Source organism: Pseudomonas sp. GW821-FHT02H09 (assembly GCF_059421425.1).
In genome coordinates this window covers 50000-64112 of the sequence record NZ_JBWKVA010000018.1, presented here as the reverse complement: position 1 = coordinate 64112, position 14113 = coordinate 50000, and the positions used below count along the sequence as shown (strand labels likewise).

Here is a 14113-nt window from a genome sequence, read left to right as displayed (position 1 = left end):
TCTTGTCATGGCTCCCCAGCTGCGCCTGCCTGGGCCGACGCACTGGGCTATTACGCTGCTGATCGCTTAGAAAGAACGCGGCAGCTCGAGCAGATGTTCCGCCACGTACGACAGGATCAGGTTGGTGGAGATGGGGGCCACCTGATACAGACGGGTTTCACGGAATTTGCGCTCGACGTCGTACTCGCAGGCGAAGCCAAAGCCGCCGTGGGTCTGCAAGCAGGCGTTGGCCGCTTCCCAGGAGGCCTTGGCCGCCAGGTACTTGGCCATGTTGGCGCTGGCCCCGGCGTTCTGGCCGCTGTCATATTCTTCGCAAGCGCGCCAACGCATCAGGTCCGCCGCTTCGATCTCGATATGGGCTTCGGCGATCGGGAATTGCACGCCCTGGTTCTGCCCGATGGGGCGGCCGAACACCACGCGGTCGCGGGCATAGGCGCTGGCCTTTTCGATAAACCAGCGACCGTCACCGATGCATTCGGCGGCGATCAGGGTGCGCTCGGCGTTCAAACCGTCGAGGATGTACCGAAAGCCTTTGCCCTCTTCACCGATCAGGCTGTCAGCGGGGATTTCCAGGTTGTCGAAGAACAGTTCATTGGTCTCGTGATTGACCATGTTGGCGATCGGCTGCACGGTCATGCCGTTGCCGATGGCCTCGCGCAGGTCGACGAGGAAGATCGACATGCCGTCGGACTTCTTCTTCACCTCGGCCAAGGGCGTGGTGCGCGCCAGCAGGATCATCAAGTCGGAATGCTGGATTCGCGAGATCCACACCTTCTGTCCGTTGATCACGTACTTGTCGCCGCGTTTGATCGCGGTGGTCTTGATCTTGGTGGTGTCGGTGCCGGTGGTGGGCTCGGTCACACCCATCGATTGCAGGCGCAATTCGCCGCTGGCCAGTTTGGGCAAGTAGTAGCTTTTCTGCGCCTCGCTACCGTGCCGCAGCAGGGTGAACATGTTGTACATCTGCCCGTGAACGGTGCCGGAGTTGCCGCCGCAGCGGTTCACTTCTTCAAGGATCACCGAGGCCTCGGCCAGCCCGAGGCCGGAGCCGCCATATTCGGTCGGGATCATCGCCGCCAGCCAACCGGCATCGGTCAGGGCCTTGACGAAGGTTTCCGGAAAGCCTTTTTCTTCGTCGACTTTGCGCCAGTAAGCCGCATCGAATTCAGCGCATAGAGCACGCACGCCCTCGCGGATGGCATTGAGTTCTTCAGAGTTGCGGTCGGTCATTATTATTTTCCTCAACGCGTCACGCACGGCATCTGCCCTGCGTGACCGGGTCCGGGCATAGAGCAATCAGATCGGGTCGAAACCCAACGCAGCACGAAAGCGATTCTTGATGTAGTGACCATCGCGCGGTGGCAGCACCCGTGGCGGGTTTTCCGCCTTGATCTTGATCGTCGCGAGCTTGACGCCATCGCGCGTCGCGAAGCGCTCGCGCAGGTCGTGTACGCCTTCCATGTCGCGGATTTCATCGGTCCAGCTGAAGCCGCAAGTTTTCGCCACCTGGTCCAGGGAAATACCAAACCCCGCGTGGCTGACTTGCATGCCGGTTTCGCCAAAGTGACCGTTATCCAGCACGGCAATGGTCAGGTTGGCCGGCTTTTGCAGCGCGACGGTAGCCAAGGCGCCGAAGCCCATGAGCAACTCACCGTCACCGGTGACCACCACTACCGACTTGTCCGGCTGGGCGTTGGCCAGGCCCAGGCCGACGGTGATCGCACTGCCCATGGCAGCCCAGAGGTAGTAGTTCGAATCATGGTCGCCAGCGGCCATGACGTCATAGGAAGCCGAACCCAGACCGGTCACGACCAGCAGGTCTTTGCGGTCTGCCAGCAGGGTCTTGACCACCTCGCGGCGGCACAGGGTGTGGTTGGCGCTTACTTGACCCATTTCTTTTCTCCAATCAGGCGCTGACCGAGCAGCAGGGCAGTGGCGGAGTCACCGTTGAAGGCCATGGTGGCGGCGCCGTGCAGCAGCGGCGCGACGTCTTCGGGAATGTCGGCACGCCAGGTCATGACCTTCATCAGATTCAAGGAGGCTTCGGTGGCCTGGCCCATGGGGTTCTGCCAGGCGTTGAATTCGGCCCAGTCGCCGCGCATGGTGACGACCATCAGCAGCGGGAAGCCTGCACAGACCTGCAGTGCCAGGGTATTGATGCAGTTGCCGACACCGCTGGATTGCATCAGCAGGGCACCACGTTCACCGCCGAGCCAGGCGCCGGCGAGGTAACCGATGCCTTCTTCTTCGGTGGTGAGGACGACCGCCTTGATGTCCGGATCTGCATACGACATGCGGATGGCCGCCGAATGACCGGCATCCGGTACGAAGACCACGTGTTTGACGTCGTGGGCCTTGAGCACGCGGAACACGTCCTCCTGCCAATCCTGCCCCACGGTTTGTTCAGCTTCTGTTGACATGCCAGTCTCCCAAGCAGTGCTGCTTTTGTGTTTTCACACATTCTGGGAGGGATGGAAGGGAACGACGACTACCGTTTTTGTCTTTGAGATATGCCGATTTTCTATAGCTCGACAGCGAATAGGTGCAGCACAGAAGAACTGCGATAGCCACGCATTATAGGAAGTGAAAAACCATGATCAGTCTGCGCACCAGGTTCCAGGCCTGAGGGTGTCGTCATAGCATTTGGGCATATCAGTTAGAGCGCGATCCGCACTTATTGAGTGAGCAGGACTAGGGTAGTTTTCCGGCAACGTCGTTACGGCGCGTAACCGACGCAACTACAACTATAAGATCCGAGGGTTGCACCTATGTATGACAGCCTCCTGCAGTTGGCTCGCCCCGTCCTGTCCTCTGTCCTCCATGACCTGTTTGGGTCGCATCCAGCCTCGGCCTGCCGGTACCGGAATTTTGCACTTGCCATTTTCATTGCGTAGCACTGCGGTCGCACACCCGCTTTTCAAGGCCATTGGCTGATAAAGCGGACGTTTGCCCAGGCTACCTTCCAGAAAACACGACAACAGGTGCGTTATGAAAAACAGGCTACCGGCTGCAGCTGGCATTCTGATCGCCATGCTGCTGGGGATCCTTATCGGCTACATGATTTTCCTCAACTTCCCGGACAAAGCGATGGCGACCAAGGTCGCCGGTTACATCTCGATCATCTCGGACATTTTTCTACGTCTGATCAAAATGCTTATCGCCCCTCTGGTGTTCTCGACCCTGGTGGTGGGCATCGCTCACATGGGGGATGCAAGCGCTGTCGGCCGGGTATTCGGCAAAGCGCTGGGCTGGTTCGTCACCGCTTCATTGATTTCACTGTCGGTGGGGCTGGTCATGGCCAACATGCTGCAGCCCGGGCACAACCTGGGGTTGCCGCTGCCGGACGTCACCAGCCCGACCAACCTGCAAACGTCGGTGTTCACCCTCAAGGATTTCATGACGCATCTGGTGCCCAAGTCCTTTGCGGAGGCCATGGCCACCAACGAAATTCTGCAGATCGTGGTGTTCTCGCTGTTTTTCGGCGTGGCTTTGGCCTCCTTGGGCAAGAAGGCCGAGGGCCTGGTGAAGGTGATCGAGGATCTGTCCCACGCGATGCTGAAGGTCACCGGTTATGTCATGAAACTGGCACCGCTGGCGGTGATGGCCGCCATGGCGGCGACCGTGGCGATCAACGGGCTGTCCATTCTGGTCAAGTTCGCGGTCTTCATGCGCGACTTCTATCTGGGGCTGATCGTGCTCTGGGCGATGCTGGTGTTTGCCGGCTGGATGTTCCTGGGGCGGCGTGTGTTCAAACTGGTGGTGTTGATCAGGGAGGCCTTCATCCTGTCTTTCGCCACGGCCAGTTCCGAGTCGGCTTACCCGAAGATTCTTCACGCGCTGGACCGATTCGGGGTCAAGCGCAAGATCTCCAGTTTCGTCATGCCCATGGGGTATTCCTTCAACCTGGACGGCTCGATGATGTACTGCACGTTTGCCGTGCTGTTCATCGCTCAGGCGTATGGCATCGAGATGTCCATCGGTACGCAGATCACCATGCTGTTGACGCTGATGCTCACCTCCAAAGGCATGGCCGGCGTGCCGCGCGCTTCGCTGGTGGTGATCGCCGCGACCCTGACCCAGTTCGATATTCCCGAAGCCGGCTTGCTGCTGATCCTGGGGATCGACACCTTCCTCGACATGGGCCGTTCGGCGACCAACGCGGTGGGCAACTCCATTGCAACCGCGGTGGTGGCCAAATGGGAGGGCGCGTTGGTGAGTGAGGATGAGGCCGAGCGAAACGCCGCGGCTCAGGAGGTTCAGGGTGGGAAACCGCTGACGGTCTGACCTGTTCACGGCGGCTGTTCAAGAGGTAAGGGTGGGCATTCACCAAGGTGGCTGCTCACCCATCGTGACTGAAGCGGGTTGAGGCAGTGTGAGTGACCAGACGTCACCCTGCGCCACTGTCAGCCATGCACGCTGCTCAGATACTCAAACAACTTGGCCGCTTCCGGCGCCAGTTGCGCCTGACTCGTAACCCCCACGAACAAGGTGCGGTGAGCCCATTCATCGGTCAAGGCTATGGCTATCAGGCGGGTACCGAGCAATTCGGCACGTACTGATGACAACGGCAGTATCCCGATACCCAAGCCCGCTTCGATCATGCGACAGATGCCGTCGAAGCTGCTGACCTGGATGCGCACTTTGAGAATTTTTCCTGCACTCACGGCTGCATCGGTGATTCTGCGCAGCAACGAACTACCTTGGTTAAGCGCTACATAATCAAAGCCGAGCGTATCCGCGAAGGACACGCTGCTTTCACCGGCCAGTTCGTGTCCTACAGGTACCAGCAGCACGAGTCGGTCGTCACGATAGGGCAGTTTGTACAGACCCTCAGCCGGTACGTTATCGGCAAAAATGCCGATATCGGCTCGCCCGCTTTCCACGGCCTGGATAATGGGCTCGCTGAGCGCTTCTTCCAACCCGATACGCACGTTCGGGTTTGCTCGCAGGAACGCTGCCAGATCATCAGGCAGGAACTGGACCACGGCGGAGGTGTTGGCGCACAACCGTACATGCCCGCGCACACCGACGGCGTAGTCACTGGCGTCGCACGCCATGCGGTGCACGCCCTCCAGAATCACCCTCGCGTGTTCAACCATCCCTTGGCCGGCTGCCGTCAGCTCAAGTCCTCTTGGCAAGCGAACGAACAGCGGGCACTGGGTCGTTCGTTCAAGCTCCGCCAGACGTTTGCTGGCGGCCGAAACCGTCATGTTGGCCTTTTCAGCTGCGCGAGTCAGATTGCCGGATTCGGCGGCGAAGATCAGCAGGCGCAATGACGACAGATCGAAATGCAGGGGATTGATCATCAAGGGGGTCCGAGGGTTTCCAGTCTGGAAAGAGTAATGGCGAAATATGAAATTTTCATCCGCCATGTTTGCGTCGATTATCCACGCACAAGTACTCAACAAGAACGGAAAACGTCATGAGGTTACCTCTTCAAGGTGTCAAGGTCGTGGAGCTCGGTCAACTCATTGCCGGACCATTTGCGGCGAAAATGCTCGGTGAGTTTGGCGCGGAGGTGATCAAGATCGAGCCTCCGGTCACTGGCGATCCGCTGCGCAAATGGCGCTTGCTGCACGACGGTACTTCCGTCTGGTGGGCCGCGCAGTCGCGCAACAAGCGCTCGCTGACCCTCGACCTGCGCCAGTGTGAGGCTCAGCAGGTGGTGCGCCGGTTGGTGGCCGAGGCGGATGTGCTGATAGAGAATTTCCGTCCGGGAACCCTGGAAAGCTGGGGGCTGGGTTGGGACACGCTGCACGCGCTTAATCCGAAACTCATCATGCTCCGGGTCTCCGGTTACGGTCAGACCGGGCCCTACCGTGACCGCCCCGGGTTTGGTGTGATTGGTGAAGCGATGGGGGGGCTGCGTCATCTTTCCGGTGAACCCGGGCGAACGCCGGTCAGGGTGGGCGTTTCCATTGGCGACTCGTTGTCAGCTTTGCACGGGGTGATCGGGATTCTGCTCGCCCTGCGTCATCGCGAGCAGAACGGTGGCGATGGTCAGCAGATCGATGTTGCGCTGTACGAGTCGGTGTTCAACATGATGGAAAGCCTGTTGCCCGAATACTCGGTGTTCAACGCCGTTCGTGAGCCCGCCGGCAGCAGTTTGCCAGGGATCGCTCCGACTAATGCCTATCGTTGCCGCGATGGTGGTTTTGCCTTGATCGCCGGCAATGGCGACAGCATCTATCAGCGCCTGATGGAGGTGATTGGTCGCGCTGATCTGGGGGCTGACCCTGAGCTTGCGCAGAACCATGGTCGAGTGTTGCAGGTTGAGCGCATCGATGCCGCCATCTCGCAATGGACCGCACGGCTCACCCTCGACGAAGTCTTGTCGATTCTGACCGAGGCACGCATCCCCGCCGGCAAGATTTACAACGCTGCCGACATTGCCCGGGACCCGCATTACCGGGCGCGAGACATGCTGCTCGCCAGCCAGCTGGACGATGGCACTCCAGTGACCTTGCCGGGCATCGTCCCCAAGCTGGGCAGCACTCCTGGCGGCGTGACTCGCCCGGCACCGACCCTGGGTCAGCACACAACCGAGATCCTCGACGAGCTCGGCATCGACGCCGCACAGCAAGCCGACTGGCGCCAACGCGGCATCATTTGAATCTGAGGAATGCACATGCAACGTCTCTATCTGCAGGAAGTCGCCACCCGTGACGGCTTCCAGAATGAAGCGCGTTTTATCGAAACCGCCGACAAGATCGCCATGATCGACGCACTCAGCCAGTGCGGTTTCGCCAAGATCGAGGTCACCTCGTTCACTTCGCCCAAGGCCATCACCGCGCTGCGCGACGCCGAAGCGGTGATGCAGGGCATCTGCCGTAACCCGGCGGTGGAGTACACCGTGCTGGTGCCCAACGTGCGCGGTGCCGAGCGGGCCCTGGCGTGCGCCATCGATGAAGCCAACCTGGTGATGTCGGTCAGCGAGCCGCATAACCGTTCCAACCTGCGCATGAGCCGCGAGCAGTCATTCGCCCAGCTCAGCGAAGTGGTCAGCGTGATTGGTCAGGGCCCGGTGGCGATCAATGTGTCGTTGTCGACGGTGTTCGGCTGCCCGATGCAGGGCGATGTACCGGTGGGGGAGGTGTTGCACTGGGTCGAGCGCTTCGCCGAGCTGGGCGCCCGCGGTGTGACCCTGTGCGACACCACTGGCATGGCGTATCCAAGTCAGGTCGAGACGCTGTCCCGGGCGGTGCGCGAGCGTTTTCCGGCGCTGCAACTGACCCTGCATTTTCACAACACCCGGGGCATGGCCCTGGCTAATGCTTTGGCGGCCATCGAGGCCGGGGTCGATCGTTTCGATTCGTCTCTTGGCGGCTTGGGCGGTTGCCCTTATGCGCCGGGGGCCAGCGGCAATGTGTGCACCGAAGACCTGTTGCACATGCTGCAGTTGATGGGTTTCAAAACCGGTATCGACCTGGACCGGGTGCTGGCGGTCGCTGCGCAGCTGCCGGGCCTGATTGGCCACGATATCCCCAGCCAGATCCTCAAGGCCGGCAAGCGCCTGGACCTGCACCCGATACCTGCCCACGTCGCCAATCTGGAAAAACAGGTGCCGTCGGCCAGAACCTGGGAGCTGCACTCATGATCGACCATCTTGACCACCTGGTGCTGACCACCATCGACCCCGTGGCCGCCGAGGATTTCTACGTGCGGGTCATGGGCATGCAGGTGCAAACCTTCGGTGACGGGCGCAAGGCGTTCGCCTTCGGCCAGCAGAAAATCAACCTGCACGTGCGTGGCCATGAGTTCGAGCCCAAGGCGCACTTGCCCGTGCCGGGGGCGCTGGACCTGTGTTTTATCGCCTCGATCCCCCTGGATCAGGTGATTGCGCACCTGACCCGTGTCGACTGGCCCATCATCGAAGGCCCGGTGTTGCGCACCGGTGCCACGGGGCCGATCCGTTCGGTGTATGTGCGTGATCCGGACCTGAACCTGATCGAGATTTCCGAACCCGTGCAGCCGGAGCGTGCAGCATGAAAGTGGTATTTCTCGACAGTGACAGCCTGCCTGTGAGCATTGCCCGGCCGGCCTGGGTCACGGACTGGCAGGACCGCCCCGACACAATGCCAGACCAAGTGGTGGAAGCCGCCCGGTATGCCGATGCTGTCATCACCAACAAGGTGCGCATCGGCCGGGCCGAGCTTGAACAGCTGCCGAACCTGCGGTTTATCTGCGTCGCGGCCACCGGTTATGACTGCATTGACCTGGCGGCCTGCCGTGATTTTGCCGTGACGGTGTGTAACGTTCCGGCTTACTCGGCGCAAAGCGTCGCCGAGTCGGTGATCGCCTCGATCTTCGCCCTGCGTCGACAGCTGTTCGCCTACCAGTCTGCAGCGCAGCAGGACTGGCCGGATTCGCGGCACTTTTGCGTGCACCGCGCGCCGATCCAGGATGTGCAGCGCAGCGTGCTGGGCATCGTCGGCAAGGGCGGTATTGGCCTGGCCACGGCGCGTCTGGCGAGTGCCCTGGGCATGCAGTTGATCTTTGCCGAACACCGTGGCGCGATCCCGGTGCGCAAGGGTTACCAGGCCTTTGAAACGGTGCTGGCGCAAAGCGATGTGATCTCGCTGCACTGTCCGTTGACCGAGAGCACCCGTCACCTGATCGGGGCCCCGGAACTGGCACAGATGAAACCCGGCGCCTTGCTGATCAATACCGCCCGCGGGCCGTTGGTGGATGAGGCAGCGGTGCTCGATGCGCTGGACAGCGGTCGCCTCGGGGGGGCAGCTCTCGATGTGCTGTGCCAGGAGCCGCCACCGGCCGACCATCCGTTGCTCAACAGCCGCCACGCCAACCTGATCGTCACTCCCCACGTGGCCTGGGCCAGCCAGAGCAGCCTGCAGCGGCTGGCCGACGGCATCCTTGGCAACCTGCAGGGCTATCACTCGGGAAAGCCGATCAACCTGGTGTCGTAAACGCTTCACCACCCCACAAGTAGGTCCACTGATGAAAACAATAACAATCGCCCCGACCCGCAAGCGACGATTTGCTCGGTGTACCTGTGTGATCCCGATCTCAACCTGATCGAGATTTCCGAGTACATCCAGCCGTAGTCATTCCCCCGAAACAACCTTTCCCTGGCGACTGGTCGCGCACCTGTATCGCGACCGGCTGCCTGGGGAAATGCATCACGCCTGCGAGGAAGCCATCATGACAACAACAATTACACCCTCGATTGCCGAAAATAAACCGAGCCGTCCGCGACTGCGCAGAGTGTTCCGCCACCTGTATGTGCAGGTGCTGCTGGCGATTGTGCTGGGCATCATCTTCGGTCATTTCTACCCCAGCCTCGGCGAAGAAATGAAGCCCCTGGGTGACACCTTCATCAAGCTGATCAAGATGCTGATCGCGCCGATCATCTTTTGCACCGTGGTCAGTGGCATTGCCAGCATGCAGAGTCTCAAGCGCATCGGCCGGGTCGGCTTCAAGTCGTTGCTGTACTTCGAAGTACTGACCACCCTGGCGCTGGTGATCGGGCTGATCGGGGTGAACCTGATGCAGCCTGGTACGGGCATGCACATCAATCCGGCGACCCTCGACGGCCATGCCGTCGAGAGCTACAGCAAGCTGGCCCATGAGCAGAGTGTGGTGGGTTTTCTGACTCATATCGTGCCCAGTACCGTATTCGGGGCCTTTGCCGAGGGCGATATCCTTCAGGTGCTGTTCATTTCCATCCTGTTTGCCTTCGCCTTGCAGATGCTCGGTGCTGCCGGCAAGCCGCTGCTGAACCTGATCGACCTGGTGGCCCAGGCGTTTTTCCGCATGGTCAGGATCGTGATGTATGTCTCGCCGCTGGGGGCCTTCGGTGGTATGGCCTTTACCATCGGCAAGTATGGCGTGGGATCCCTGGGGGCCTATGGCAACTTGTTGATCTGCTACTACGTGACCGCGCTGTTTTTTGTGTTCGTGATTCTCAACCTGGTGGCGCGCCTTGCGGGTTTCAGCCTCTGGCAGTTTCTCAAGTACATCCGCGATGAGCTGTTCCTGGTGCTGGGTACCTCGTCTTCGGAGTCGGCATTGCCGCGGTTGATGGGCAAGCTTGAGCGTCTGGGGTGCGAGAAGTCGGTGGTGGGGCTGGTGGTGCCTTCGGGTTACTGCTTCAACCTCGATGGCAGCTGCATCAACATGACAGTGCTGGCGATTTTCATCGCCCAGGCGCTGGATATCCCCCTCGACCTTTGGCATCAGGTCACCTTGTTATTGATTCTGCTGCTGACCTCCAAGGGCGCGGCCAGTGTCACCGGCGGCGCGTTCATTACGCTGGCGGCCACCCTGGGCAGCCTGGATGTGATTCCGGCGGCGGGGCTGGTGCTGGTGCTTGGGGTCTATCGGTTCATTTCCGAGGGCGGGGCGTTGATCAACGTCATCGGCAACGGTGTCGCCACGCTGTTCATTGCCAGGTGGGAAGGTGCGCTGGACGCAGAGAGGCTGGCGGTCGAACTGCACAAGGGGTGCGCCCGGGAAGTGGAGGCACAGCCCTGAACGAGTTGTCGAAAGACAACCCCAGGACCACCCAGTCCACGAAAGCTGGGTGGTTTTGGGTTTCTGAACGAAACCCGGCCGTGGCCTAATGCCGGTCAGTTAAGACATTCCGCGAACCGTAGCAGCTGGCGAAGCCTGCGTCCGGCTGCGCAGCAGTCGTAAAACAGTCACTGCGGTATTCCAGACAAATCGTGGAAGCAGGATTTGCGACGGCTTCGCCGCCGGACGCAGCCTTCGGCAGCTGCTACGGGGGACAGTGCTGAACCTGAAATTCCTTAACTGACCGGCATTAGGCCATGGCCGGGTTTTGTTTGTTCACATCCGAATTAACGCAGGGCAGTACAAAACGCGCGTATTGCCTCGCAGGCCTTCTGCAATGAGGCGTCATCCAGGGCATAGGCAATGCGAATGTAGGGGCCAAGGCCAAAGGCGCTGCCATGCACCACCGCCACATCCGCTTCGTCGAGCAGCGCGTGGGCGACGTCCTCATCGGTGAGCAACACGCGACCGCCCGGCGAGGTGCGGCCGATCAGCCCCGCACACGAGGCGAACGCGTAGAACGCTCCCGCTGGACTGACGCATTCGAGGCCCGGCGTGGCGTTCAGCAGCGCCACCATCAAATCGCGACGACCCTGGAAGGCGGCGCGGCTTTCGCGGATAAAGTCCTTGGGCCCATCCAGCGCGGCGAGTGCGGCCTGCTGCGAGATCGAGCTGGCACCGGAGGTCTGCTGCCCTTGCAGTTTTTCCATGGCCTCAAGCAGCCAGCGCGGCCCGGTGGCAAAACCAATGCGCCAGCCGGTCATGGCATAGGCCTTGGAAACACCGTTCATGGTCAGGGTGCGCGGGGCCAGTCGGGGTTCCACCTGGGCCAGGGTGTGGAACTGCTGATCGTCGAAGAGCAGGTGCTCATAGATGTCATCGGCCAGGATCAGCACCTGGGGATGGGCCAACAATACCTCGGCCAGGGCTTTGAGCTCGTCCAGGCTGTACACCGCGCCGGTGGGATTGGACGGCGAATTGAGGATCAGCCAGCGGGTCTGCGGGGTGATCGCGGCGGCCAGCGCCGCGGGTGTCAGCTTGAACCCCGCGGCGGCATCACAAGTGACGATCCGCGCTTCACCGCCACACAACTGCACCATCTCCGGGTAACTGACCCAGTAAGGCGCCGGCACGATGACCTGGTCACCTTCATTGAGGGTCGCGGCCAGGGCGTTGTAGATCACCTGCTTGCCACCGTTGCACACCAGGGTGTCCTGCCAGCTGACGTCCAGGCCGTTCTCGCGCCGAAACTTGGCGGCCACCGCTTCACGTAATGCACGCACCCCAGCCACCTGGGTGTAGCGGGTGTGGCCGTGCTCGATCGCGGCTATGGCTGCCTCGCGAACATGTTTGGGGGTATCGAAATCCGGCTCGCCGGCGCACAGCGAGATGATCTGCGCGCCTTGCGCCCGGCGTTCCGCCACACGGTCCATGATGCGGTAGGTGGCCGATGGCTGCGCGCTGGCCAGGCGTTGGTTCAGGCGCTGGATATCGGCGCTCATGCCCGGGTTCTCCAATCGGTCAGGTTCATCAGTTCCAGGGTCGAGCGGCCTTCGGTCAGCGCCTGCATCATCTGTGCTTCCTTGTTCGCCCGCGCCTCGCCTTCGGCCAGGGTACGTGCCGCATCAGCCTTGGGGATGATGATCACGCCGTCGTCGTCTGCCACCACCAGATCGCCCGGAGCCACGAAAGCGCCGTTGAAATTGAACGGTTGCCCCACCGAGGGCGCACTGGCCTTGACGGTGCCTTTTACCGAGATACCGCGGGCAAACACCGGGAACTGGCGTTTCTTCAGGGCAGCGATATCGCGTACGCCACCATCTATGACCAGGCCGACCACGCCCGCCGCTTCGGCCGCAACGGTGAGCACCTCGCCCCAGTAGCCGGCGATGAAGCTCCCCGTGCCCACGACCAGCACGCTGCCACGGGGCACGCGTTCCATGGCCAGGTGCAGGGCCAGGTTGTCACCCGGTGAGCACTCCAGCGGGTAGGCGGGGGCAGCGATGAATGCACCGTCCCAGATCGGCCGGATGGCACTGTCCACGGCGCAGGCCAGGTGGGACGCCTCATACAGCGTCGAGCTGCCGAGCATTTTTGCCCGCTCGTGGTAATCCGATGGAAAGGGAAGAATGGACGAGCTCATCAGGCTTTCCTCTGCAGGCTGTGGTAACCCAGGGCGGCCCGGGCTTCTTCAAGGGTTTTGCCTTGACTGATCAGGGCGCGAATATCGGCTTCGATGGATTCAATCTGGCGAGCGGTCGCCGCCACTTCAGCAGCACGAGCGCGAGGAACGATCACCACGCCATTGGCGTCGGCCACTACGATGTCGCGGGCACAGACCCGCGCCGTGCCGATGGACACCGGCTGGTTGACCGACTGAACTTGCACGCGGTCTTTGCCGGTGCGCATGAAGCGGCCTTTGCTGAAAATCGGGTAGCCATCGCCCAGCGCTTTGTTCACGTCACGGCACACACCGTCAATGACGGTGGCGGCGATCTGTCGAGTCCCGGCGTACTGGGTCATGATGTCGCCCCAGACGGTGCAGTCGGCGCGACCAGCGTTGTCGATCACCACCACGTCACCAGGCGCCACGTCTTCGATGAAATCACCCACGGTGCCGGGAGGTACGCTGGCCGACACGTACTGCACGGTGAATGCCGGTCCGACGACAACCTTGCCGTAGTTGTCCAGCGGCATCACGCCGAGGCATTGGCCGGGCAGCCCGAGTTTGTCCAGGGCATCGGAGACGCCAGGGGTGTCCAGGCCCTCGAACAAGGCGACCAGTGCTTGATCTTCAAGATTCATCAGACGTGCTCCACATGGATCGCTTCGAACTGGGTGTCATGCATCACCTCGGCCACCGAGCGGCCGCTGCGAACAGCCGCCAGCATGCCGTCCTGGCGGCGGGCGATGCGCTCGCCAAGGTCGAGTACCTTTTGGATTTCAGCTTGGGGTACGAACACCGTCCCGCAGCTATCGGCGATGACATAGTCATCCTCGTTGACGTCGACACCGGCCACCTTGATCGTCACGGCCGCATCAATTTGCACCAGCCGATTGCGCGCACTGATCATGGTCACCCCGCGCCCGTAAACCGGGTAGCCAATCGACTCGCTGCCGTCGATGTCGCGACTGAAACCGTCGATCACCGTGCCGCGCACTTTTTTGCCGGCCGCTGCATTGGCGAGGATGTCGCCCCAGCAGGAGATGCCCTCGATACCGCCGGCGATCACCAGCACACGATCGTCGCTGTCGATCTGTTCAACCACGGGGGTAATCAGGTGCACGGTAGGGATGTTGTCGGACTTGGCGGCCAGCAGCACGGTGCTGGCGCGGCCGACGATTTTCGGGCAGTTCCACAGCGGGCGCAGTCCCACGGTGGCACCCGGCAGGCCGAGGAAGTCGAGTGCGTCGGAAACCGTGTTGGTATCCAGCGCCGCCAAGCGATCCAGCAAACTCTTGTTGGTCATGCTCTTATTAGTCATGGGAGAGCCCCTGTGGTTACGGAGGCGCCCAGTGTCGGTGAGACAATTTGATAGGTATATTACTAATCACAGAAGCGTTAGATACGTTAAACCTA

14 protein-coding genes are annotated in these 14113 nt (G+C 61.2%); 6 read left to right on the top strand and 8 right to left on the bottom strand.

All coding sequences use genetic code 11. The features are described 5' to 3' along the window. Positions 1-66: 66 nt before the first annotated feature. The 3 genes from AC07VR_RS22445 to AC07VR_RS22435 form a co-directional block, all read right to left on the bottom strand. Positions 67-1230 carry an acyl-CoA dehydrogenase family protein gene (locus AC07VR_RS22445; protein WP_495012570.1) on the bottom strand — a complete coding sequence of 388 codons (1164 nt, stop codon included), beginning with the start codon at positions 1228-1230 and terminating at the stop codon, positions 67-69. Positions 1231-1296: 66 nt separating this feature from the next. After that, a complete protein-coding gene (locus tag AC07VR_RS22440; protein ID WP_494992224.1) occupies positions 1297-1893 on the bottom strand; it encodes a thiamine pyrophosphate-dependent enzyme in 597 nt (198 codons plus the stop codon). Beyond that, positions 1881-2420, bottom strand: coding sequence for a thiamine pyrophosphate-binding protein (locus tag AC07VR_RS22435; RefSeq protein ID WP_495012569.1), 540 nt, complete (start codon positions 2418-2420; stop codon positions 1881-1883). Before AC07VR_RS22435 ends, AC07VR_RS22440 begins: the two co-directional genes overlap by 13 nt. Before the next feature lie 568 nt (positions 2421-2988). Here AC07VR_RS22435 and AC07VR_RS22430 point away from each other — a divergent pair. Continuing rightward, the gene (locus AC07VR_RS22430; protein WP_495012568.1) at positions 2989-4284 is read left to right on the top strand and encodes a dicarboxylate/amino acid:cation symporter; all 1296 of its coding nucleotides are present in this window, start codon (positions 2989-2991) and stop codon (positions 4282-4284) included. 119 nt (positions 4285-4403) lie between these two features. Here the strand turns inward: AC07VR_RS22430 and AC07VR_RS22425 are convergent, their stop codons facing one another. Next, positions 4404-5306, bottom strand: coding sequence for a LysR family transcriptional regulator (locus tag AC07VR_RS22425; RefSeq protein ID WP_495012567.1), 903 nt, complete (start codon positions 5304-5306; stop codon positions 4404-4406). Between the two features lie 116 nt (positions 5307-5422). Between AC07VR_RS22425 and AC07VR_RS22420 the strand changes: the two genes are divergently transcribed. The 5 genes from AC07VR_RS22420 (at position 5423) to AC07VR_RS22400 (ending at position 10494) form a co-directional block, all read left to right on the top strand. After that, positions 5423-6613, top strand: a complete 1191-nt coding sequence (locus AC07VR_RS22420; RefSeq protein ID WP_495012566.1) for a CaiB/BaiF CoA transferase family protein — start codon at positions 5423-5425, stop codon at positions 6611-6613. A gap of 15 nt (positions 6614-6628) precedes the next feature. Further along, the gene (locus AC07VR_RS22415) at positions 6629-7597 is read left to right on the top strand and encodes a hydroxymethylglutaryl-CoA lyase (RefSeq protein ID WP_495012565.1); all 969 of its coding nucleotides are present in this window, start codon (positions 6629-6631) and stop codon (positions 7595-7597) included. Next, positions 7594-7989 carry a VOC family protein gene (locus tag AC07VR_RS22410; RefSeq protein WP_495012564.1) on the top strand — a complete coding sequence of 132 codons (396 nt, stop codon included), beginning with the start codon at positions 7594-7596 and terminating at the stop codon, positions 7987-7989. The genes AC07VR_RS22415 and AC07VR_RS22410 overlap by 4 nt, the downstream gene beginning before the upstream one ends. Next, positions 7986-8927 (top strand): D-2-hydroxyacid dehydrogenase, encoded by a 942-nt coding sequence (locus AC07VR_RS22405; RefSeq protein ID WP_495012563.1) that lies wholly within the window; start codon positions 7986-7988, stop codon positions 8925-8927. The genes AC07VR_RS22410 and AC07VR_RS22405 overlap by 4 nt, the downstream gene beginning before the upstream one ends. Before the next feature lie 235 nt (positions 8928-9162). Further along, a complete protein-coding gene (locus AC07VR_RS22400) occupies positions 9163-10494 on the top strand; it encodes a dicarboxylate/amino acid:cation symporter (RefSeq protein WP_494992216.1) in 1332 nt (443 codons plus the stop codon). A 326-nt stretch (positions 10495-10820) separates the two neighbouring features. Here AC07VR_RS22400 and AC07VR_RS22395 read toward each other — a convergent pair whose 3' ends face one another. Genes AC07VR_RS22395 through AC07VR_RS22380 form a run of 4 tightly spaced genes read right to left on the bottom strand, consistent with a single transcriptional unit; the run spans position 10821 to position 14003 of the window. After that, positions 10821-12035 carry a pyridoxal phosphate-dependent aminotransferase gene (locus tag AC07VR_RS22395; RefSeq protein ID WP_495012562.1) on the bottom strand — a complete coding sequence of 405 codons (1215 nt, stop codon included), beginning with the start codon at positions 12033-12035 and terminating at the stop codon, positions 10821-10823. Then, positions 12032-12676 (bottom strand): RraA family protein, encoded by a 645-nt coding sequence (locus AC07VR_RS22390; RefSeq protein ID WP_495012561.1) that lies wholly within the window; start codon positions 12674-12676, stop codon positions 12032-12034. Before AC07VR_RS22390 ends, AC07VR_RS22395 begins: the two co-directional genes overlap by 4 nt. Next, on the bottom strand, positions 12676-13338 hold the full coding sequence (locus AC07VR_RS22385) for an RraA family protein (protein ID WP_495012560.1): 663 nt from the start codon (positions 13336-13338) through the stop codon (positions 12676-12678). Before AC07VR_RS22385 ends, AC07VR_RS22390 begins: the two co-directional genes overlap by 1 nt. Then, complete coding sequence (locus tag AC07VR_RS22380; RefSeq protein WP_495012617.1) at positions 13338-14003, bottom strand: RraA family protein; 666 nt, start codon at positions 14001-14003, stop codon at positions 13338-13340. Before AC07VR_RS22380 ends, AC07VR_RS22385 begins: the two co-directional genes overlap by 1 nt. Between the last annotated feature and the right edge of the window lie 110 nt (positions 14004-14113).